The sequence below is a fragment of the Streptomyces sp. NPDC005551 genome, assembly GCF_042871785.1.
Classification (GTDB): Bacteria; Actinomycetota; Actinomycetes; order Streptomycetales; family Streptomycetaceae; genus Streptomyces.
Window position 1 is genome coordinate 96,561 of the sequence record NZ_JBIAJE010000016.1, and the last position, 20,321, is coordinate 116,881.

At 72.6% G+C, this 20,321-nt stretch carries 22 protein-coding genes and 1 tRNA gene; 20 read left to right on the plus strand and 3 right to left on the minus strand.

Annotated elements, in window-relative coordinates; all coding sequences use genetic code 11:
• Window positions 1–172 precede the first annotated feature (172 nt).
• The 3 genes from ACFYP4_RS33135 to ACFYP4_RS33145 form a co-directional block, all read right to left on the minus strand.
• Window positions 173–904, minus strand: a complete 732-nt coding sequence (locus ACFYP4_RS33135) for a nucleotidyltransferase family protein (protein WP_358855540.1) — start codon at window positions 902–904, stop codon at window positions 173–175.
• Between the two features lie 87 nt (window positions 905–991).
• Window positions 992–1,447, minus strand: coding sequence for a hypothetical protein (locus ACFYP4_RS33140; protein WP_358855539.1), 456 nt, complete (start codon window positions 1,445–1,447; stop codon window positions 992–994).
• 218 nt (window positions 1,448–1,665) lie between these two features.
• Window positions 1,666–2,805 (minus strand): sn-glycerol-3-phosphate ABC transporter ATP-binding protein UgpC, encoded by a 1,140-nt coding sequence (locus ACFYP4_RS33145; RefSeq protein ID WP_358855538.1) that lies wholly within the window; start codon window positions 2,803–2,805, stop codon window positions 1,666–1,668.
• A 250-nt stretch (window positions 2,806–3,055) separates the two neighbouring features.
• Here ACFYP4_RS33145 and ACFYP4_RS33150 point away from each other — a divergent pair.
• The 20 genes from ACFYP4_RS33150 to ACFYP4_RS33245 form a co-directional block, all read left to right on the plus strand.
• Window positions 3,056–3,129: transfer RNA gene (locus tag ACFYP4_RS33150), tRNA-Thr, on the plus strand.
• Window positions 3,130–3,705: 576 nt separating this feature from the next.
• Window positions 3,706–3,966 (plus strand): acyl carrier protein, encoded by a 261-nt coding sequence (locus tag ACFYP4_RS33155; protein WP_358855537.1) that lies wholly within the window; start codon window positions 3,706–3,708, stop codon window positions 3,964–3,966.
• A gap of 4 nt (window positions 3,967–3,970) precedes the next feature.
• Window positions 3,971–5,176, plus strand: coding sequence for a beta-ketoacyl-[acyl-carrier-protein] synthase family protein (locus tag ACFYP4_RS33160; RefSeq protein WP_358855536.1), 1,206 nt, complete (start codon window positions 3,971–3,973; stop codon window positions 5,174–5,176).
• Window positions 5,173–6,345, plus strand: coding sequence for a beta-ketoacyl synthase N-terminal-like domain-containing protein (locus ACFYP4_RS33165; RefSeq protein ID WP_358855535.1), 1,173 nt, complete (start codon window positions 5,173–5,175; stop codon window positions 6,343–6,345). The genes ACFYP4_RS33160 and ACFYP4_RS33165 overlap by 4 nt, the downstream gene beginning before the upstream one ends.
• The gene (locus ACFYP4_RS33170) at window positions 6,323–7,465 is read left to right on the plus strand and encodes a beta-ketoacyl synthase N-terminal-like domain-containing protein (RefSeq protein ID WP_358855534.1); all 1,143 of its coding nucleotides are present in this window, start codon (window positions 6,323–6,325) and stop codon (window positions 7,463–7,465) included. Before ACFYP4_RS33165 ends, ACFYP4_RS33170 begins: the two co-directional genes overlap by 23 nt.
• Complete coding sequence (locus ACFYP4_RS33175; protein ID WP_358855533.1) at window positions 7,455–8,324, plus strand: beta-ketoacyl synthase N-terminal-like domain-containing protein; 870 nt, start codon at window positions 7,455–7,457, stop codon at window positions 8,322–8,324. Before ACFYP4_RS33170 ends, ACFYP4_RS33175 begins: the two co-directional genes overlap by 11 nt.
• Window positions 8,321–10,090 (plus strand): alpha/beta fold hydrolase, encoded by a 1,770-nt coding sequence (locus ACFYP4_RS33180; RefSeq protein WP_358855532.1) that lies wholly within the window; start codon window positions 8,321–8,323, stop codon window positions 10,088–10,090. Before ACFYP4_RS33175 ends, ACFYP4_RS33180 begins: the two co-directional genes overlap by 4 nt.
• Window positions 10,087–10,731 (plus strand): DsbA family protein, encoded by a 645-nt coding sequence (locus ACFYP4_RS33185; RefSeq protein ID WP_358855531.1) that lies wholly within the window; start codon window positions 10,087–10,089, stop codon window positions 10,729–10,731. The genes ACFYP4_RS33180 and ACFYP4_RS33185 overlap by 4 nt, the downstream gene beginning before the upstream one ends.
• A gap of 7 nt (window positions 10,732–10,738) precedes the next feature.
• Window positions 10,739–10,945 (plus strand): hypothetical protein, encoded by a 207-nt coding sequence (locus ACFYP4_RS33190; RefSeq protein WP_388790528.1) that lies wholly within the window; start codon window positions 10,739–10,741, stop codon window positions 10,943–10,945.
• Window positions 10,946–10,989: 44 nt separating this feature from the next.
• A complete protein-coding gene (fabG, locus tag ACFYP4_RS33195) occupies window positions 10,990–11,730 on the plus strand; it encodes a 3-oxoacyl-[acyl-carrier-protein] reductase (protein ID WP_358855529.1) in 741 nt (246 codons plus the stop codon).
• Between the two features lie 38 nt (window positions 11,731–11,768).
• Complete coding sequence (locus ACFYP4_RS33200; RefSeq protein WP_358855528.1) at window positions 11,769–12,206, plus strand: hypothetical protein; 438 nt, start codon at window positions 11,769–11,771, stop codon at window positions 12,204–12,206.
• Entirely contained in the window at window positions 12,199–12,675 is a 477-nt protein-coding gene (locus tag ACFYP4_RS33205; protein ID WP_358855527.1) for a beta-hydroxyacyl-ACP dehydratase, read from the plus strand. The genes ACFYP4_RS33200 and ACFYP4_RS33205 overlap by 8 nt, the downstream gene beginning before the upstream one ends.
• Window positions 12,675–13,877, plus strand: coding sequence for a beta-ketoacyl-[acyl-carrier-protein] synthase family protein (locus tag ACFYP4_RS33210; protein WP_388790533.1), 1,203 nt, complete (start codon window positions 12,675–12,677; stop codon window positions 13,875–13,877). Before ACFYP4_RS33205 ends, ACFYP4_RS33210 begins: the two co-directional genes overlap by 1 nt.
• Window positions 13,874–14,920 carry a beta-ketoacyl synthase N-terminal-like domain-containing protein gene (locus ACFYP4_RS33215; RefSeq protein WP_358855525.1) on the plus strand — a complete coding sequence of 349 codons (1,047 nt, stop codon included), beginning with the start codon at window positions 13,874–13,876 and terminating at the stop codon, window positions 14,918–14,920. The genes ACFYP4_RS33210 and ACFYP4_RS33215 overlap by 4 nt, the downstream gene beginning before the upstream one ends.
• Entirely contained in the window at window positions 14,917–15,741 is an 825-nt protein-coding gene (locus ACFYP4_RS33220) for an alpha/beta hydrolase (protein ID WP_358855524.1), read from the plus strand. Before ACFYP4_RS33215 ends, ACFYP4_RS33220 begins: the two co-directional genes overlap by 4 nt.
• Before the next feature lie 65 nt (window positions 15,742–15,806).
• Entirely contained in the window at window positions 15,807–17,372 is a 1,566-nt protein-coding gene (locus ACFYP4_RS33225) for an MFS transporter (RefSeq protein ID WP_358855523.1), read from the plus strand.
• A gap of 60 nt (window positions 17,373–17,432) precedes the next feature.
• A complete protein-coding gene (gene fabD, locus ACFYP4_RS33230) occupies window positions 17,433–18,455 on the plus strand; it encodes an ACP S-malonyltransferase (RefSeq protein WP_358855541.1) in 1,023 nt (340 codons plus the stop codon).
• The gene (locus ACFYP4_RS33235) at window positions 18,452–20,023 is read left to right on the plus strand and encodes an acyl-CoA carboxylase subunit beta (RefSeq protein WP_358855522.1); all 1,572 of its coding nucleotides are present in this window, start codon (window positions 18,452–18,454) and stop codon (window positions 20,021–20,023) included. The genes fabD and ACFYP4_RS33235 overlap by 4 nt, the downstream gene beginning before the upstream one ends.
• Before the next feature lie 5 nt (window positions 20,024–20,028).
• Window positions 20,029–20,226, plus strand: coding sequence for an acyl-CoA carboxylase subunit epsilon (locus ACFYP4_RS33240; RefSeq protein WP_388790543.1), 198 nt, complete (start codon window positions 20,029–20,031; stop codon window positions 20,224–20,226).
• The coding region (locus tag ACFYP4_RS33245) for a biotin carboxylase N-terminal domain-containing protein (protein ID WP_279617129.1) at window positions 20,226–20,321 on the plus strand (96 nt) is incomplete at its 3' end. The genes ACFYP4_RS33240 and ACFYP4_RS33245, both read left to right, overlap by 1 nt.

Below are 20,321 nucleotides of genomic sequence, written 5' to 3' on the forward strand. Positions count from 1 at the left end.
GGGTGTGGGGGGGCCCGCGGCCCGGGGGGCCCGGGCGGCCGGGGGGCCGCCGCGGGGGGGGGGGGGGCCGGGGGGCCCCCCCCCCGCGGCGGGGGGGGGGGGCCCCCCCCCCCCCCGGGGGGGGGCCCCCCAACGCCGTACCAGCCGGGGTCCTGCGGCTGCCGCGTGCCGCTCAGCGGCCCAGGGCCGCGAGCTCCTTGGCCGCCTCCCGCAGGTCCTTCGCCGTGTCGATCGCACGCCAGTAGGCGCCCTGCGGGATGGGGAAGCCGGCCAGGCGGCGTTCGCGGGCCAGGCGCGGGAACGTGGTGCGTTCGTGGTCGCCGCGCTCCGGGAGGAGGGAGGCGAACTCGGGGGAGAAGACGTAGACGCCCGCGTTGATCTCGTGCTGCGTCGGCGGTGACTCGATGAAGTCCGTGATGCGGCCGAAGCCGTCCGTCCGCACGGCGCCCCAGGGGATGCGGGGGCGGGCCAGCGCGAGGGTCGCCACCGCGTCGCGCTCGGTGTGGAAGTCCGCCATGTCGCGCAGCGAGAAACGGGTCCAGATGTCGCCGTTCGTCGCGTACCAGGGCCGGTCCGGGTGCGGGAGGTGCGCGGCGGCGTACTTGAGGCCGCCGCCGCGGCCGAGGGGTTCCGTCTCCACGACCGTCTTGACGTTCACCGGGAGGTCGGCGGAGTCCAGCCACTGCTGCAGTACCTCGGCGAGGTGACCGCAGCTGACGACGACGTCCGTCACGCCCTCCTCGGCGAGCCAGACGAGCTGATGGCCGATGATCGGGGTCCCGGTGCCGGGGATCTCGACCATCGGCTTGGGCCGGTCGTCGGTGTAGGGACGCAGTCGCGACCCCTGTCCTCCGGCCAGGACAACGGCTTGAACGGGGCGCGACGCGGCGTTCGGATCGGTCATGCCCGAACTGTACGTGGCGCCCCGTCGGGGACTTCGAGCGGCAGCCGCTCCGCGACCGGCCGTACGGGAACGGTGCCCGGGGTGGTTCTACTGGGCCGCGAGGCCGCGGGCCACCCCCGATGCGAAGGAGGTGTCGCAGACGGGCCGGGAGAACGACTGGGCGCGCGTCGGCCCGTAGACGCGGACGGCCGCCCGGCCGAGGGCGCGGGCGATGGACGAGCAGTGCTTCGCCAGCGACGGGCGGCCGTTCACCGACTGCTGGAGGTGGGTGAGTGCGACGCCCGGGTCCTTCTCCTGGAGCTCCATCAGGAGTCTGTCGCGCAGGACGTCCTGCGGGGCACGGGGGGACTGACGCTTGGAGACGTCGGTCGAGGAGGCGGTGAGCACCGAGTCCGAGGAGTTCCCCGACCAGTTGACTCGGGTGACCGCGAGGGTCCCGGAGAGCACCAGGACGACAGGCAGAACGAGGGCGAGGGTGCGGCCGATCCGGCGAGCGGGGCCACGGCCACGCCGGGTCTGTTGGGTAGTGGTGGAGTGCTTCACGCGAGTGAGGGTAGCGCGGGGTGATGATTTGGTGACATTTAGTCACCGGTTCGAGGGACGGTAAAGGAGAGGATTTCGGGCGCTGTGTTGACGTACAAGGATCGAAATGACCGCTCTGCCGGGGTATTCGTCGACAACGGAAAGGGCCCCGCAGCAGGCTGCGGGGCCCTTTCCGTCAACTCGGGTGAATTTCACTCTTCCCGGGGGGTTGGAGCACCTCAGTCGGTGAGGCGCTCGCCCGTGGAGGTGGAGAACACGTGGGTCTCGCCCGGGCGCGGGATCACGTGCAGCGTGGCGCCCTTGGCCGGGACGGCACGGCCGCTGACGCGGACGACGAGGTCCGTGAGCTGGCCGTCGACCTCGGCGCTGCCGTAGACGTAGCCGTCGGCGCCGAGCTCCTCGACGACGTTCACGGAGACGGCCAGGCCGGCCGGGGCGTCCTCGGTGGCCTTGGACAGGGAGGCCGCCGCGGGGCCGCCGCCCTGCTCGACGATGTCGAAGTGCTCGGGGCGCACGCCGACGGTGACCGTGCGGTCGCCCTTGTCCGCGGCGGCCTTGAGGGCGTCGCGGTTCACCGGCACGACGCTGTTGCCGAACTTCACACCGCCGTCGGTGATCGGGACCTCGACGAGGTTCATGGCGGGGGAGCCGATGAACCCGGCGACGAACAGGTTCGCCGGACGGTCGTACATGTTGCGCGGGGAGTCGACCTGCTGGAGCAGACCGTCCTTGAGCACGGCCACGCGGTCGCCCATGGTCATGGCCTCGACCTGGTCGTGGGTGACGTACACGGTGGTGATGCCGAGGCGGCGCTGGAGGCTCGCGATCTGCGTACGCGTGGAGACGCGGAGCTTGGCGTCCAGGTTCGACAGCGGCTCGTCCATGAGGAAGACCTGGGGCTCGCGCACGATCGCGCGGCCCATGGCCACCCGCTGGCGCTGACCGCCGGAGAGCGCCTTCGGCTTGCGGCCGAGGTACTCGGTGAGGTCGAGGATCTTCGCCGCGTCCTCGACCTTCCGGCGGATCTCGGTCTTGTTGACGCCGGCGATCTTGAGCGCGAAGCCCATGTTGTCGGCGACCGTCATGTGCGGGTACAGCGCGTAGTTCTGGAACACCATGGCGATGTCCCGGTCCTTGGGCGGCAGGTGCGTGACGTCGCGGTCGCCGATGCGGATGGCGCCGCCGTTCACGTCCTCGAGCCCCGCGAGCATGCGGAGCGAGGTGGACTTGCCGCAGCCGGAGGGACCGACGAGGACGAGGAACTCGCCGTCCTCGATGTCGATCTCCAGAGCGTCGACGGCGGGCTTCGTGGAACCCGGGTAGATCCGGGTCGCCTTGTCGAACGAGACAGTGGCCATGGTGAGGGGCCCCCTTCACCGGCAGGAACGTGCCGGACGATCCGTTGTAAAGGTGGTGAGCCACTACGGAACGGTCCGTAGTGGTGTAGTCCACACGAGTGAACCGGGTCAGGACGCTACCTGGCGTTCACCCGATCTGTCAGTACTCCGGAGCCGATGAAGTTCACGGAAATAGTCGACGGACCCCCGCGCTGACGTGGGTACACTGCACGGGCGTGCCCGCACGCACCACCGGCACGCACGCGTGCAGGCCTCCTTAGCTCAGCTGGTCAGAGCGCCGCTCTTGTAAAGCGAAGGTCGTCGGTTCGAATCCGACAGGGGGCTCTTGTTCGACAGGCCCCGGCCGGCAGCTGCCGGCCGGGGCCTTCGCGTGCGGCGGCCTCCAGCCGGGTGAGGTCCGCCGCTTCGTACGGCACCGCGGTGCGCCACCACCACACCTCCGCCGTCGTCATGTCGTCCTTCTCCGTGGACCCGTGGGAAACCCGGCGGAAACCCGGCCGGAAAAGCGTTGTCGCCGACCGTATGCTGCACGGCGCGCGGTCCGGGCGCCACAGTTCTGGCATCTTCCTGCACGACGTCCGTTGATTGTCCGCGTCACCGGCTAGAAACCTCCACGGAATCCCCTTCGCTGGGAGTGGGTGGGAATTCCCCGTCCGTCGGCCGGCTGTTCGTTCCCCCGCTGCCGCCGCCGGACGCCCGAGGCGGGGGCCGGTGACTCCAGGGTCGTCGGCCTCCGCCTTTCCGCTGTCCGGACGCGGCAGCTTAATTCTGAACGCCCATGGTTGCTGGGCGGGTTGGCGGTCCGGCTCCTAGTGTCATGGCAAGGGAATCGGAAATGCGTTCCGGCGTCCGAAGTCCCTCAGTGCCCTGTAGTGCATTTCCCACGGGAGGAATTCCAGTATGTCGAACGGAACCAAGCAGGAGCAGCTCGACGAAATCCGCGAGATCGTCGCCGAGGTGCTCGAGCTGGAGCCGGAGGAAGTCACGGAGACCAGCCTCTTCGTCGAGGACCACGAGGCGGACTCGCTGCGCGCGATCGAGATCCTGGCGCGCCTCGAGAAGAAGTACAAGGTCGAGATACCGCAGTCGGAGCTGCCCAAGATGGTCAACCTCACCGAGGTGCACCGGATCCTGGGGCAGCACGCGGGCTGGCAGGACTGACCCCATGCGACGGGTAGTCATCACCGGCCTCGGGCCCGTGTCGAGCATCGGTATTGGAGCGTCCGCCTACGGTGAGTCGCTGCGGGCGGGCGTCAACGGGGTGTCCCCGATCGCCTGTTTCGACTCCAGCGGCTTCCCCTACTTCATGGCCGGCGAAGTGCACGATTTCCGGCCGGAGGAGATGGTCCGGCGACTGTCTGTCGACGAGTGGGGCCGCACCAGCCTGTTCGCGGCGTCCGCGGCCCGTCTCGCGGTCGCGGACGCCGGGATCGACGAGGAGGAACTGGCCGCCTCCCGGGCCGGGTCGAGCATGGGTACCACCGGCGGCGAGTCGCAGGTGCTCGAACGGCTCACCAGCGACGCGCTGGAGGTCGGCGTCGACGGCCTGGACGCCAACCTGGTCCGCCAGGTCTCCAGCGCCCGCCTCTCGCAGGCGGTGAACCGGGAACTGCGGCTGACCGGCGACGCGGTCACGCTCTCCACCGCCTGCTCGGCCAGCAACTACGCGCTCGGCTACGCCTACGACCTGATCAGGACGGGCGAGGCCGACTACATGATCGCCGGCGGCGCGGACTCGGTCGGCCGCTGGTCGCACGCCGGCTTCTACCGGCTCGGCGCCCTCACCGAGAAGGCGTGCTCGCCCTTCGACAAGAACCGGTCCGGGATCATCACCGGCGAGGGCGGCGCGGCGATGTTCCTGGAGAGCCTGGAGTCCGCGCAGGCCCGCGGTGCCCGCATCCACGCCGAGGTGCTCGGCTACGGCGTCAACTGCGACGCCAACCACATGGTGGCGCCGAACCGGGAGAGCATCGCCGCGTGCATGCGCCTGGCCCACCGCAACGCCGGGGTCGACGCGCGGGACGTGGACTACATCTGCGCCCACGGCACCGGCACCCCGGCGAACGACCAGGTGGAGGCCGGTGCGGTGGTCGACGTCTTCGGCGACAGCCCGCCGCCGATCAGTTCGACCAAGTCGATGCTCGGCCACACCATGGGCGCCGCGAGCGGCCTCGGTGCGATCGCGTCGGTGCTCGGCATCACGGGGTCGTTCCTGCCGCCGACCATCAACTACAGCACCCCCGACCCCGCCATGCCCCTGATCGACCCCGTTCCCAACACCGCGCGGCCCGCGGACGTGCGCATCGCCCAGGTGAACGGCTTCGCGTTCGGTGGCAACAACGCCATCGTCATGCTCGGGAGGTACTCATGACGGCGACGGCAGCCGAGCTGTCCGCCACCACCCCGCCCACCGCTCCGGCCGTCCTGGCCATCACCGGTCTCGGCGTGCTGTCCGGCGCCGGCATCGGGGCCGAGGCCCTGGTGGGCGCCCTCACCGCGGGACACTCCGCCACGGCGGACGTCTCCGGGATGTTCGAGGACCCGCTGCCGCGCACGGACGCCCACGCGCTGGTGGACTTCCGGGTCCGTGACTTCCTCGGCCGCAAGGGGAGCTCCTTCTTCGACCGCAGCACCTCGCTCGGCATGGTCGCCTGCCAGGCCGCCCTCGCCGACACGGACCTGGCGGTCGGCGACGACAACAGGGCCCGGATCGGCATCACCCTGGGCACCACCGCGGGCAGCGCCAAGTCCACCAGCGACTACAGCCGCGACACGTTCGTCCAGGAACGGCCGTACCTGGTCAACCCGTTGCTGTTCCCCAACGCGGTGATGAACTGCGCGGCGGGCCAGGCGGCGATCCGGTACGGACTCCAGGGCGTCAACGCCACCATCGCGGGCGGCCCGATCGCGATGCTCAACGTCCTGCGCTACACCCGCAACCTCATCAGCTGCGGTTACGCGGACGCCCTCCTCGCGGGCTGCGTCGAGGAGTTCAGCCCGCAGTCGGCGTGGGCGGTGCACTACGCGCAGTCCACCGACGGCGGCGAGCTGCCGCCGGGCGAGGGCGCGGCGGTGTTCGTCGTCGAGAGCGCCGAGGCGGTACGCGCCGCGGGGCGCCGGCCCGACGCCGAGGTACTCGCCGTGGAGACCGGCGTGTACGACCCGCCAGGCACCGACGGCACCTTCGTCGACGGCCTGACCGCCTGTCTCACCCGCGCTCTGGAGCGGTCCGGCGTGGCGGCGTCCCAGGTGTCCGCGGTCGCCACGGCGACCAGCGGCATGCCCCGGTACGACGACGCGGAGGACGCCGCCGTCGCGGCCGTCCTCGGCGACGGCCCCGAGCGACTGCGGGTCAAGGACGTGACGGGGGAGGCGTTCAGCGCCTCCGGAGCGTTCCAGCTGGCCGCGCTGATCGCCCGGCACCGGGCCGAGCCCGCGCGCGACGGCGAGATCTCGGTGATCACCACCCTCGGCGGTGACGGCGCCGCCGGAGCCGCCGTGGTCAGGGGGTGGAGTCGTGCCGACGGCCATCACGGGTAGCGCGATGATCACGTGCCTGGGCGATCTCGACGAGACCGTCCGGGCCCTGCGGGAGGGCCGCACCGGGGTCTCCCCGCTGCGCTGCGGGGACCCCGCCAAGCTCAACGTCCGCAACGCCTACTCGATCGACGACGCAGGTTCGACCCCGGCCGGCCTGCCCCGGCTGGCCGGCCGGTGGCTCGCCTCGTGCGTGGCGCGGGCGCTTCAGGACGCCGGAGTGGACCCCGCGCGACGCCGGGTGGCGGTGATCGTCGGCACCGGTCTGCGCGAGCTGCGCGGAGTGGAGCAGTGGTACGCCGACGGCGCCCCCCTGCGGCTGTCCGAGCTGCACTTCGCCGAGGCGGTGCGTTCCGTCGCCCCCGGCGTCACGGAGGTGCACACCATCGCCAACGCGTGCGCCGCCTCGGGCTACGCGCTGGCCCTGGCCGCGGACATGCTGGAACTCGGTGAGGCGGACGCCGTCGTCGCGGCGGGCTGCGACACCATGACGGAGAGCATGCTCACCATGATCGGCCGGGTCGGCACGGTCACGGCCGACATGGTCCGGCCCTTCGACGCCGACCGCGACGGAGTGCTGCTCGGCGAGGGCGCGGTCGCCGTGGTCCTGGAGCGGGCCGGTGAACTCACCGGTGAGCGGCGCCCGTCGGCCCTGGTGCACGGCGTCGGCCTGGGATGCGACGCCCACCACGAGACCGCTCCCGACCGGGCGGGCATCGTCGCGACGATGCGGGACGCGCACGAACGCGCCGGTGTCACCCCGGACGACATCGGCCTCGTCCTCGCACACGGGACCTCGACGGCCCTGAACGACCCGACCGAGGCCGCGGCGCTCTTCGAGGTGTTCGGTGCCGACGGCCCGCCGGTCACCGGCATCAAGGGCGCCGTCGGACACACCTCGGGCGGTGCCGCCCTGATGAGCCTGCTGGTCGCCGTGGACGCGATGCGCACCGGTGTCGTACCGCCGACGACCGGTCTGCGCAGGCCTGACGCCGAGGCCGAGAAGCTCGACCTCGTGTACGGGGAGCCGCGGACGGTGCGGCCGCGATTGGCCCAGGTGAACGCGTTCGGCTTCGGCGGAGTGAACGCCGTGACGGTCGTGGAGGCCTGCGATGCCCGCTGACATCCGCCAACTCGCCCTGGACGGCTGGTCCGTCCACGTGCCCGGGCTGTCCGCGGCGGACCTGCCCGGTTCGCCCGAGGAGCCGGCGTGCCGGCCCGAGGACGCCAAGGAGGTGCTCGGCCGCAAGGGGCTGCTCGGCAAGGAGCCGTCCACGCGGCTGGCGCTGTGCGCGGTCCACCGGGCCCTCGGACTGCCCCCTGGGCCCCTCGCCCAGCCCGTCCCGGACGCCGCGGGCACCGCCGTGGTGGTCGCCTCGAACCTCGGCAACGTGGAGACCGTGTGCACGGTCCTCACCGACATGCGCGAACGCTCCGGGTCCGTGGTCAGCGTGCTGGACGCCCCCAACGCGTCCAGCAACGTGATCGCCAGCACGGTGGCGATCCGGTACGGCTTCACCGGACCCAACCTCGCCGTGTGCAGCGGCGCCACCGCGGGACTCGACGCGGTCGCCCTGGCCTCCCGGCTGATCCTGGCCGGCCGGGCCCGCCGCGCGGTCGTCGTGGGTGTGGAGCCCGCCGACCCGGTGGCCGTACGGCTCGCCGCGCTGCGCGAGGACGCTCCCGCGCCGCTCGCCGCCGCCGCCGGATGTCTGCTGCTCGGCCTGCCGGGCGCGTGGCCGCGGTCCACCGGTGTGCGGATCGGTCCCGTCGTGCGGGCCGCCGACCCGGTCACCCCCTTCCACGGGGAACCCGGCGACTTCTACGGGGCGGCCGGTGTCGTCCGGCTCGCCGTGGCCGCCGCCCGCCTCACGGCCGCGGGCCCCGAGGACGCGGCCGTCGCCGTCGGCTGCGGTGACGCGGAGGACGGCTGGGCGAGCACCGAACTCACCCTCGTGCAGCGGGCCAAGGTCCCGGCATGAGCGGGTGGACGAAGGTGGCCGCGCGGGACGGCCTGGAGGTCTGGCGCGGCCCCGGCGAGGGTCCCGCGCTGGTCGCCGCGCACGGCATCGAGGACTCCTGGGGGTGCTGGCGGGCCCTCACCGGCCGGCTCCCCGGCCACCGCCCGTACGCCCTCCAGCTCCCCTGGCACGGCGGCAACTCCTACGCGTGGCGTCCCGAGGGGTCGCCCGGGCAGTGGATGCGCCGGGCGCTGGAGCTGGTGCCGGAGCCGCCCGTCGCCCTGCTCGGCCACTCGTTCGGGGCCAACGCCATCCTGGAGTACCTGTCCGGTGAGGACGTACAGCCCGGGATCAAGGCGGCGGTCCTCGCCGCTCCGTTCTACCGGCCCGCGGACTTCCCGCTCACGCCGGAGCTGCGCACCCGCTCCCTCGCCGCGCTGCGCAAGGTGATCGTCGAGGGGCTGCGGCTGGGCCTCGGCGCACGCGGCGAGGCACTGGACCCCGAGGTGCGGCGGCTGATGGTGCGCAAGCTCCTCGACCGTGCCGTGCCGGGCGGATTCCCGGTGTTCTACGAGGAGTTCGCGCAGTCCGGACTCCTCGACCTGACGCGCGTCACCGTGCCGACGCTGGTCCTGGCCGGCACCCGGGACGAGTCGCTGACGCCCATGCGGGCCGCCGCACTCGACCGGGACATGCCCGCCGCGACGGTCCGACTGCACCCCGCCTACGGGCACTTCTGCCATGTGGCGCAGACCGAGCGGATGAGCCGGGAGACCGCGGCGTTCCTCGGCACCGCCCTCGCACCGAACCCGCACCCCACCGAAGGAGATCCTCCCGTGCCCGAACTGCTCGACGGGGAGCCCACCAGCTACGTGGGCCAGCCGCGCTACGAAGGCGCCAACATCCGTACCTGGATCGGCTTCAAGCACTTCATGTACCTCGCCGAGGAGGCGGTCCTGCAGTACTTCGCCGACCGCGGCGTGGATGCCAGGACCCTCTACCACACGTACGGTCTCGGCCTGGAGATCGTCGACTCCTCCGTGCAGCTGCCGGTGGCCCTGGAGGTCGGCGAGCAGGTCTACGCCACCGTGGTCTCGGCCAAGCCGAAGCCCGGCCAGGGCGCGCCGTTCACCGTGTCGCTGACCGTGGAGCGGGAGGGCCGGACGGTCACCGTGCTCAAGGGCAAGGTCCGCGCCGCCCTCGTCACCGTCAAGGACGGCTCCGGCTCCGAGCCGGTCCCGGCCTTCCTCGAACCGTACGTCGTCCCCGAGGTGGCCGCCCTGCACAACAGCGCCGCCGGGAGCGTGCCGATCGCGGCCGGCCAGGACGTCGCCGACGTGCTGGCGCCCGAGGGCTCCGGCGCCTACCTGTGGGACTGGCGGGCGCCCTACTACTACTGCCACTTCTCCGACCGGCTCCAGCACTCCGCCTACATCCGGACGCTGGAGGAGGTCGTGGACCGCTACCTCCACTCGCGCGGCCTCGCGATCGGGCGGCTCCTCGAGGAGCGCGGCTGGATCCCGGTGGTGTCCCGGGCGCGGGTCCAGCTCCTCGGCGACATCTGGATGGAGGAGACGGTCCACACCGTCTTCAAGGTGGAGGAGATCCTGCGCGACACCATGTACACCGCGCGGATGGACTGCTACGTCCGCCGCGGGGACCGTCTGGAGCGCGCCGCGACCGCCACGATCATGCACGGCTACGCGGTCAGCCGCGGCGAGCAGGCCGGCACCGTCGCCGTCCTGGACGAGCAGGTGCAGACGGCACTGCGCGGGGGTGCCGCATGAGTCTGCGCCGGCCCCCGCGGCTGTACTTCTCCCTGCGCTCCCCCTTCAGCTGGATGGCGCTGCGCCGCCTGGAGGAGCGACTGCCGGACGCCCATGAGCTCATCGAGTTCGTGCCCTTCTCCGAGCCCGACGCGCAGAGTGCGGCGGCCCTCGAGGCCGAGGGCGGCGAGTTCCACTACGTGGCGATGAGCAAGGCCAAGCACCTGTACATCCTCAACGACACCAAGCGCCTGGCCGCGAAGTACGGCTACGCCATGAAGTGGCCCATCGACAAGGGCGACGAGTGGTGGGACCTGCCCCACCTCGCCTGGTTCAAGGCGAGGGAACTGGGCGTGCACCGCGCCTACTACGACGCGGTGATGGCGGCCCGCTGGGAGCGCGGCGAGGACATCTGCGACCCCGCCACGCTGCTGCGGGTCTGCGACGAGGCGGGACTCGACGGCCCGGCGCTGGTCGGCGCCCCCGACGAGCCGCACATCAGGAAGCAGGGCGTGCAGGCGCTCATGCGCATCTACGAGGACGACGTGTTCGGCGTCCCGTACTTCAAGGTCGGCCGGCACCGCTTCTGGGGCCTCGACCGGCTTGACGACTTCCTGGCCACGCTGCACGAGGCGCTGGCCGGCACGACGGCCAAGGGGTGAGGCACGGATGACCACGACGACGACCGCGGCCGGTACGACCGGCACCGGGACCGGTACGGCCACGACCGCCGCCACCGCGACCGACGAGGTGCGGGCGGGTGCGTATCCGCTGGTGGACACCGAGTGGGGCGAGGACCCCCTGGACGGCGTACCGCGGGAGCTGCGGGAGCGGACCGGCTCGATGGACCAGGACACCGCGGGCGGCTGCGGCTGACGCCGAGCCCTCCCCCCGCACCACCGACTCAGAAGGGCAGTGCAGTGACCGAACGTCAAGTGGCCATCGTCACCGGAGGATCGCGCGGCATCGGCCGTGCCGTGGCCGTCCAGCTCGCCGCGGACGGCTACGACATCGCCTTCTGCTACCGCAGCGGCACCGAGGCGGCGGCCGAGACCGAGAAGCTGGTACGGGACCGGGGTGCGCAGGTCTACCACGCGCCCTGCGACGTCGCCGACTTCGACGCCGTGCAGGAGTTCGCCGGCGAGGCCGCGAAGCGCCTGGGACCGGTCGCCGTCCTGGTGAACTCCGCGGGCGTCGTACGGGACAACCCGATGGTGCTGATGCCGGTCGAGGACTGGCACACCGTCATCGACACCAACCTGACGGGCACCTTCAACTTCTGCCGCTCCGTGGGCTTCGGCTTCATGAAGCGCAAGAAGGGCGTCATCGTCAACATGTCGTCCATCTCCGGCGTCTACGGCCACGCCACGCAGACCAACTACTCGGCCTCCAAGGCCGGGATCCAGGGGATGAGCCTGTCCCTGGCCAAGGAGGTCGCGGCCTACGGCATCCGCGTCAACGTCGTCGCGCCCGGCTTCATCGAGACGGACATGACCGAGGCGCTGCCCGAGAAGGTGCGCGAGCAGGCCCTCAAGTCGATCCCGCTGAAGCGGTACGGCGGCGCGGCGGAGGTGGCCGACCTGGTGTCGTTCCTGGTGTCCGACAAGGCCGCGTACATCACCGGCGAGGTCATCCAGATCGACGGCGGAGTCGCGCTGTGAGCAGCCCGGCCGCGGTCGCCGTGGCCGCGGAGACGGCCGTGAGCGGACCCAGACGGCGTGCCACATCGGTCGATCCGGCCGACACGGTGACGGTCCACTCGCCGGCCGAGGTCACCGTCCGCAAGCTGATCGCCGCCGACGAGCCGTATCTGGAGGGCCACTACCCGGACTTCACCGTCTATCCGGGCGCCTTCATCGTCGAGTCGGTCTGCGAGGCGGTGCTGCACCTGGTGCGGCACACGTCGGGCGCGGACGCCTGGGCGCGGCCCGCCGGCATCCAGTCGGTGCGCTTCACCAGCGCGCTGGCCCCCGGCGACACCCTGGAGGTGCACTGCGTGTGCCGGCCCACCGAAGCGGCGGACGTGCTCGCCGTGGAGGCCCGGTGCACCAACGGGGGAGCCAAGGCGGCCGTGATCAGGATGACCTTCCGGACCACCACGGCCGCGGACGACGCCCCGGGGGGCCCGGATGCTTGAGTACGCCGACATCCGCGGACTGATCCCGCACGCGTATCCGATGCTCCTCGTCGACCGTGTCGTGGAGTGGGAACCGTACGACCGGATCGTCACCCTCAAGGCGGTCACCGGGAGCGAGCCCTGCTACGCGGGCCTGGCCCCGGGTGCGCCGCGGCGCGCCTTCGCCTACCCGCCCTCGCTGCTCATGGAGTCCTGGGGCCAGGGCGGGGCCATCCTCTGGATGCGGCGGGTCGACGAGCGGGGCGAGCGCGGCGGCGCCCCGATCCTGGCCGCCTCCCGCGACATGACCTTCCACCGGGAGGTGTTCCCCGGCGACACGCTGCGGCACGTCGTGCGGGTCGACCAGTACTCGGGCAGCAGCGTCATCATGAGCGGCGAGTCCTACGTCGGCGACGACCTGGTCGCCGAGATCGGCTACGCCATCGCGGTGCTGCGTCCCGCCGAGCAGCTGAGCTGGGGCGCGGCCTGATGGAAACCGACGTGGTCATCACCGGACTGGGCGTCGTCTCGCCGCTCGGCCGCGGTGTCGGACGGTTCTGGGAGGGCCTGCTGCGCGGCGACGTGCCGGTGCGCCCGCTCCGCTTCCCCGGCGCGGCGATGCCCGACTCGCTCGCCTACCGGGTGGACGACCTGCCCCCCGGCGCCGCCGAACCGGTCGGCAGGGCCAGCGGGTTCGCCCTGGAGGCGGCCCGGGACGCGCTCGCCGACGCGGGTCTCGGTACCGGCGGCCCCGGCGAACTCGACGGCGTCGGGGTCTGCGTGGCCACCGGCAACGGCGACAGCGACGTGCAGGAGGCGTGCCGGGACGGGCGCCGCCAACCGGACGCGGACACCTGGTTCCCCTACGGCACGGCCGGACTCCTGTCCGACCGGTTCGGCCTGTACGGGCCGGGGGTGACCGTCTCCACCGCGTGCGCGGCCGGCGCCTACGCCGTCGCCGTGGGAGCCGAGATGATCGCCGACGGTGAGGCGGACACCGTCCTGGTCGGCGGCACCGAGGCGATCTCCCGGCCGGCCGTCGGGGCCTTCCTGCGCCTGGGGGCCGGCGATCCGCTGCACTGCCGCCCCTTCGACGCCGACCGGGCCGGCACCGTGTACGGAGAGGGGGCCGCGTTCCTCGTCCTGGAGTCGGCGGCCCGCGCGGCGGCCCGCGGCCGGACCGCCTACGCCCGGGTGCTCAGCTCCGGGTGGAGCTGCGACGCCTTCCACGTCACGGCACCCGACCCGCAGGGCACCCAGGCCGTGCGCGCCGTCCACGACGCCCTGCGGCGCGGCGGGATGACCGCCGGTGACATCGGTGCCGTGCTGTGCCACGGCACGGGGACGCCCGCGAACGACAGCGTGGAGAGCCTTGTCACCGCCCGGGTCCTCGGCACCCGGGCCCCCGAGGTGCCGGTGAGCGCCGTGAAGGCGTCCCTCGGCCACAGCGGGGGAGCGGCCGGGGCGTTCGGCTGCCTGACCGCCGCGCTGGTCGTCCGGCACGGGCTGGTCCCGCCCGTCGGCACCCTGCGCCGCCTCGACCCCGGGTGCCGGCTGCGGGTCGTCCGCGACACCCCCGGGACGGCGGCGCCCGGACCGGTCCTGGTCAACGCCTACGCCTTCGGCGGCAACAACATCTCCGTGGCCATCGGCAGTCCGGCCGACCGGGCGGACCGGGAGGCGGCCGCATGAGGTCCGACAGCACCGGCCCGGTCGCCGTCACCGGCATCGGCCCCATCAGCACACTCGGCATCGGCGCCAAGGAACTGGCCGCCGCGCCCACCGTGACGGGCGCCGCCGACGGGACGACGTCCCTGGGGGCCCCGCGGACGAGGGAGCTGGACGGGTTCCACCCGGCCGAGTTCCTCGGCAGGCGCGGCTGGCGGCTGCTGCCCCGCGCCACGCAACTGGCCCTGGCCGCCGCCCGGCTCGCCCTTCCCGGCCCCGACGCCATGGGAGCGCCCGCGCCCGAACGCACCGGCGTCGCCCTCGGCACCAACTTCGCCGTGGACGAGATCGTGGACCGGATCGACCGGGCCCTGCTGACCGAGGGCATCTCCGGGATCAGCCCCGTCGAGTGCCCCAACTTCGCGATCAACGTGCCCGTCAGCCAGGTCTCCCTGTCGTACGGCCTCAAGGCGTTCAACGTGACGCTGGTCAACCTGCTGACCGCCGGCTACGAGTCGGTCCTCCTCGGCGCGCGGGCCATGCTCGCGGGACGGGCGGACGCCGTGCTCACCGGCGGGATCGAAGGGCTGCCGCCGGCCGGGGCGGGCGCCCTGTGCGGACCGGACGCCGACGTCGCGGGTGCCTGCCTGCTGCACCTCGAACCGGCCGCCGCGGCCCTGCGCCGCGGTGCCGACATCCACGGCAGGCTGACCGGCGGCGCGCGCAGGGTGCTGCCGGGCGACCCGCGCGACGCCGAGCGCGTCCTGGGCTCCGTCCTCGACCGGCTCGGTGACCCGCCGCCCGCCGCGATACGGCTCCACGTCCCGCTGACCGACGCGGGCGCGCGCGCCGCGGAGGCGAGCGAACGCTGGGCCGCCCGGCGCGGGGTGCGGGACGGTGTGACCGTGGTCCGCGGCGGCGCGCAGAGCGGGGTCACCGGCCTGCTCGCGCTGGCCCAGCACCTGGCCAGGACGGCCGGCCCACAGGGGGACGTGGCGTTCCTGACGCTGGGACCGCAGGGGCATCTGGTCGCCCTGCGGGTGGCGCGGGAAGGCGGCGCCGTATGAGCCGCGGACCCGCGCAGGAGCCGGTCGGCGAGACCACCGTGCTCGGCGAGGACCTGGCCGTGCACCGCTTCGGGTCCCCGCCCGCCGCCGCGTTCGTGCACGGCCTGGAGGACGCGTGGAACTCGTGGACCCCGCTGGCCGGGCTCCTCGCCGGCCGGCTGCGCGGTTATCCCCTGGACCTGCCGTGGCGTACGGGCGGCACCTACCGCTGGCGCAGCCGCGGTTCCACGGCGCAGTGGGTGGAGGCCGGGCTCGGCCTGGTGCCCGAGCCGGTCTCGGTCCTGGTGGCCCACTCGCTGGGCGCCAACGCCGTACTGCAGTGGCTGGCGACGGGAGCACGGCCGAAGCTCGACGCCCTGATCCTGCTGTCACCGTTCTACTGGCCGCCGTCACAGCCCGCGGACTGGCAGATGTTCGACTCCTTCCGGGAGGACTTCGCCGCCGTCATGACGATGGGGCTGCGCACCAGGCTGGGCGCGCGGGCGCAGTCCATGGACCCGGACATCTTCAACGGCATGGCGCGCAAGATGCTGGAGGGCATGGGGCCGCAGGCCTTCCTCGCGCTGTTCGACCAGTACAGCGCGGCCACCGGGCTCGCGCTCGGGCACGTCGACATCCCGACGCTGATCATCGGCAGCCCGCACGACACGGGACTCGCGGGCGAACGGGCCGACGCGCTGAAGGCCGACCTGCCCGTCGCCGAGTTCCATCTCGACCCACGCCTGACGCACTTCTGCCACTCGGACCAGCCGGACGAGGTGGCCCGTCTGGTCCTCGCGTTCCTCGACCGGGCGGCGGCAGGCCACCGCCCCGCCGCCTGACCCACCGCCGCACCGGGCCCGCGCCCGTCCCCGACACGCACCCGCGAACAAGGAGTTGACCCACTGTGCCGACGCATCCCGCACACCGGTCCGGGAAACCGGCCCTGACGATGGTGGCCGCCCTGCTGGGCCTGTTCATCGCGCTGCTCGACGTCACCGTCGTCACGGTCGCACTGCCCACGATGGGCACCGACCTGGACGCCTCCTTCTCCGACCTGGAGTGGGTGGCCAACGCGTACATGCTGGCCCTCGCGGTCTTCATCGTCACCGCCGGACGGCTCGGTGACCTCTACGGGCAGCGCCGGATCTACGTCATCGGCGTGGTGGTCTTCCTCGCGGGCTCGCTGGTCTGCGGCGCCGCGGGCGAACTGGCGCCCTTCGGCTGGTCGCACATCACCACCCTGCACGCGGGCCGCGTCGTCCAGGGGGTCGGCGGCGCGGTGATCATGCCGCTGACGCTCGCCATCGTCTACTCGTCCTTCGAGGGCAGGGCGCGCGCGCTCGGCATCATGCTGTGGGGTGCGGTGGGCGGCCTCGCCACCGCGCTGGGTCCGCTGATCGGCGGTGTCCTCGTCGACCACGTCGGCTGGGAGTGGATCTTCCTGGTGAACCTGCCCATCGGCCTGGTGGTCGTCGTCGCCGCCCTCGGCATCAAGGACACCCGGCGCGACTTCGGGCCGAGGCGGCCGCCGCTGGACGTGGCGGGACTGCTGACGGTGAGCGGTTCACTGCTCTGCCTCAACCTCGCGCTGATCAACGGGGCCGACTGGGGCTGGACCTCGGGCCGCGAACTGGCGCTGTTCGGCGGCTCGGCACTCCTGCTGTGCGGCTTCCTCACGGTGGAGTCCCGCTCCGCGGCCCCCATCATGAACCTGGCCTGGTTCCGGCGGCCCTCCTTCGGCGGCAGTGTCACCGCCGGCTTCCTGCTGGGCGCCGGCATGTTCTCGACGATGTTCTACCTGTCGATCTACCTGCAGAGCGGTCTCGGCCTGACCGCGCTGGAGACCGGAGTCCGGCTGCTGCCGCTGACCCTGATGCTCATCGTCGGTGCCCCGCTGGGCGGCAAGCTCTCCGCCAGGCTCGGGATGCGCGGTGCCATGGCGGTCGCGTTCGCCCTGATGGCCGTGGGCATCGCCAGCTTCACGCTGACGGACCCCGCCGGTGACCCGGGCTCGTGGACGCGTCTGCTGCCCGGCCTGCTCATCACCGGCCTGACGCTGGGCATCCTCATGCCCGTCTCCTCGGAACTGACCGTCGCCGCCGCCCCGCAGGACCAGGTCGGTGTCGCCGCGAGCGCCGGCACGATGTTCCGGCAGGTCGGCAACGCCGTCGGCGTCGCGATCATGGGCGCGCTGATGAGCACGCAGACCGACGCCGCGACGGAGGAGATCGAGCGGCTCGCCGCCCGGGGCACCCTCACGACCGAACGGGCCGACGCGCTGCGGCAGTCGGCCATCACCGACGGACTGGACCACGGCTCGTGGTTCGCCGCCGCGGTGACGCTGGCCGCGGCCCTGGTCGTCGTGCTCTTCGTCCGCAACCTGCCGCGCACCCCCGGGACGAAGGCCCCCGCCGACGCGGGCCCCGCCTCCGCCGCCGAGGTCGCGGTGTCCGACAGCGGCCGGCCCTGACCCGCCGGCCCGACCTCAGTCCATGAAGCAGGAATTACCAAGAAAGGCGGGTCACCCGTGATGGGCAAGACCGCGTTCGTCTTCCCCGGCCAGGGGTCGCAGCGGGTGGGCATGGGGCTCCATCTGCTCACCGAGCGACCCGACTTGCTGCACACCTACTACCGGGCCGCCGACGACATCCTCGGCATCCCCCTGTCCACCCTGTGCCGGGAGGGACCGGCAGAGGCCCTGCGCGACACCGCGGTCACCCAGCCCGCGGTCTTCCTGACCAGCCTCGCCGCCCTGGACGTCCTGCGTGACAAGGGCTGCGAGCCGGACGTCGTCGCGGGCCACAGCCTCGGCGAGTACACCGCCCTGGTCGCCGCGGGAGTCCTCGACTGGACGGACGCGCTGCGCCTCGTACGCCGCCGCGGTCTGCTCATGGCCGGGGTCAACCGGCGGATACCCGGCCGGATGGCCGCCGTGCTCGGCCTGGAGCTCACCGTGGTGGAGGCGCTCTGCGACCAGGTCGCCCTGGAGCTCGGCCAGGTGGTCGAGGTCGCCAACGACAACGAGCCGCGGCAGGCCGTCGTGTCCGGGCAGCGCGAGGCCGTCGAACGGGTCCGGGTCGCGGCGCAGGAGGCCGGCGCGCTCAAGGTGATGGAGCTGGACGTGGGCGCTCCGTTCCACTGCGGCCTGATGAGCGGGATCGAGGAGGAGTTCGCCGCCGAGCTCGACCGGGTGGAGCTGCGCGCCCCGCGGGTGCCGCTCGTCTCCTGTGTCACCGCCGCCCTCGTCACCACGGCGGAGGACGTCGCCCGCTGCCTGCGCCGCCAGCTCGCGGGCCGCGTCCGGTGGACCGGCGCCGTGCGCACCATGGCCGGCGAAGGCGTCACCGCTTTCGTGGAGGTGGGCCCCGGCAAGGTCCTCGGGGGCCTGTGCCGCCGCATCGTGCCGGGAGCGGCCGTCCACGCCACCCATGACGAGCGCGGACTCGCGAAGACGCTGTCCGCCGTGCCGGCCCTCGGCAAAGGCGCTCTCGTGGCGCCCGCCCGAGGCGCCGGCAGTCCCCTCGCCCACGTCGCCCCGGGAGCCGCCGTATGACCACCGTCCAGGAGAACAGGGGACCGGGCGACCGGGTCGCCGAACTGGCGCGGATCAAGGGAGCGCTGCGGGACGGACCCGACCCCGCGGCGACCGAACGCCAGCACGCCAAGGGCAAGCTGACCGCGCACGAGCGGATCGAACTGCTGCTGGACGAGGGGTCGTTCAACGAGATCGAGGCGCTGCGCCGGCACCGTGCGACGGGCTTCGGGCTGGAGCAGCGGCGTCCCTACAGCGACGGTGTGATCACCGGCTGGGGCACGGTGCACGGCCGTACGGTGTTCGTCTACGCCCATGACTTCCGGATCTTCGGAGGCGCCCTCGGCGAGGCGCACGCCGAGAAGATCCACAAGGTGATGGACCTGGCCGAGTCGGCGGGCGCGCCCCTGGTGAGCCTCAACGACGGCGCGGGCGCCCGCATCCAGGAAGGGGTCACGGCCCTCGCCGGCTACGGCGGCATCTTCCGGCGCAACACCCGCTGCTCCGGCGTGATCCCGCAGATCAGCGTGATGCTCGGCCCCTGCGCGGGCGGCGCGGCCTACAGCCCGGCCCTGACGGACTTCGTGTTCATGGTCCGCGGCACCTCGCAGATGTTCATCACCGGGCCCGACGTGGTGCGGACGGTGACCGGCGAGGAGGTGACCCAGGACGGGCTCGGCGGTGCCGACGTCCACGCGGCCACCTCCGGGGTGGCGGCCTTCGTCCACGACGACGAGGAGCAGTGCCTGGAGGAGGTGCGCTACCTGCTGTCGCTGCTGCCGTCCAACAATCGCGAACTGCCGCCGCAGGAACCGGCCGACGACCCGGCGAACCGCAGCACGGAGGCGCTCGCCGAACTCGTGCCCGTCGATCCCGGCCGTTCCTACGACATGCGCAAGGTGGTCGCCGAGATCGTCGACGGCGGCGAGTACTTCGAGATCAGCGAGCGGTGGGCGACCAACGTCCTGTGCGTGCTGGCCCGCCTCGACGGTCATGTCGTCGGCATCGTCGCCAACCAGCCGGGCAGCCTGGCCGGCGTGCTCGACATCGAGGCGTCGGAGAAGGCGGCACGCTTCGTGCAGTTCTGCGACGCGTTCAACATCCCGCTGGTGACGCTGGTGGACGTGCCCGGCTTCCTGCCCGGGGTCGGGCAGGAGCACGACGGGATCATCCGGCGCGGCGCCAAGCTGCTCTACGCGTACTGCAACGCCACCGTCCCGCGCGTCTCGCTGATCCTGCGCAAGGCGTACGGCGGTGCCTACATCGTCATGGACTCCCGCTCCATCGGGGCCGACCTGTCGCTGGCCTGGCCGTCGAACGAGATCGCGGTGATGGGCGCGGAGGGCGCGGCCAACGTCATCTTCCGCAGGGAGATCGCGGCGGCCGACGACCCCGAGGCGACCCGCGTCCAGAAGATCAAGGAGTACCGGAGCGAGCTGATGAGCCCGTACTACGCCGCCGAACGGGGCCTGGTCGACGATGTGATCGACCCCGCGGAGACCCGGTCCGTGCTGATCCGCTCCCTGGACATGCTGCGGACGAAACACGTCGACCTGCCGTCGCGCAAGCACGGCAACCCGCCGGTGTGAGCGCCGTGGCAGCCGGCCGGCCGTCCTTCACCCTCGTCCGGGGCAACGCCGACCCGGAGGATCTGGCCGCCCTGGTCGGCGTACTCCTCGCGGTGTGCCGGGAACCCTCGGCACCCGTGGAGCGTCGTTCGGGGAGGGCCGGATGGGATCGTGCCCCTCACCGCTCCCTGGCGCAGGCCGGGTCTTGGAGGTCTCGTTCATAATGCGCAAGGTGCTCATCGCCAACCGTGGCGAAATCGCTGTCCGCGTGGCCCGGGCGTGCCGGGATGCCGGGATCGCGAGCGTTGCCGTCTATGCC

Coding starts and splice junctions, on each gene's coding strand:
- ACFYP4_RS33145 (WP_358855538.1), bottom strand. CDS start 2,805: ATGGCCACTGTCTCGTTCGACAAGGCGACCCGGATCTACCCGGGTTCC.
- ACFYP4_RS33175 (WP_358855533.1), top strand. CDS start 7,455: ATGCCCGCTGACATCCGCCAACTCGCCCTGGACGGCTGGTCCGTCCAC.
- ACFYP4_RS33215 (WP_358855525.1), top strand. CDS start 13,874: ATGAGGTCCGACAGCACCGGCCCGGTCGCCGTCACCGGCATCGGCCCC.
- ACFYP4_RS33155 (WP_358855537.1), top strand. CDS start 3,706: ATGTCGAACGGAACCAAGCAGGAGCAGCTCGACGAAATCCGCGAGATC.
- ACFYP4_RS33180 (WP_358855532.1), top strand. CDS start 8,321: ATGAGCGGGTGGACGAAGGTGGCCGCGCGGGACGGCCTGGAGGTCTGG.
- fabD (WP_358855541.1), top strand. CDS start 17,433: ATGGGCAAGACCGCGTTCGTCTTCCCCGGCCAGGGGTCGCAGCGGGTG.
- ACFYP4_RS33235 (WP_358855522.1), top strand. CDS start 18,452: ATGACCACCGTCCAGGAGAACAGGGGACCGGGCGACCGGGTCGCCGAA.
- ACFYP4_RS33210 (WP_388790533.1), top strand. CDS start 12,675: ATGGAAACCGACGTGGTCATCACCGGACTGGGCGTCGTCTCGCCGCTC.
- ACFYP4_RS33160 (WP_358855536.1), top strand. CDS start 3,971: ATGCGACGGGTAGTCATCACCGGCCTCGGGCCCGTGTCGAGCATCGGT.
- ACFYP4_RS33205 (WP_358855527.1), top strand. CDS start 12,199: ATGCTTGAGTACGCCGACATCCGCGGACTGATCCCGCACGCGTATCCG.
- ACFYP4_RS33220 (WP_358855524.1), top strand. CDS start 14,917: ATGAGCCGCGGACCCGCGCAGGAGCCGGTCGGCGAGACCACCGTGCTC.
- ACFYP4_RS33185 (WP_358855531.1), top strand. CDS start 10,087: ATGAGTCTGCGCCGGCCCCCGCGGCTGTACTTCTCCCTGCGCTCCCCC.
- ACFYP4_RS33190 (WP_388790528.1), top strand. CDS start 10,739: ATGACCACGACGACGACCGCGGCCGGTACGACCGGCACCGGGACCGGT.
- ACFYP4_RS33165 (WP_358855535.1), top strand. CDS start 5,173: ATGACGGCGACGGCAGCCGAGCTGTCCGCCACCACCCCGCCCACCGCT.
- ACFYP4_RS33135 (WP_358855540.1), bottom strand. CDS start 904: ATGACCGATCCGAACGCCGCGTCGCGCCCCGTTCAAGCCGTTGTCCTG.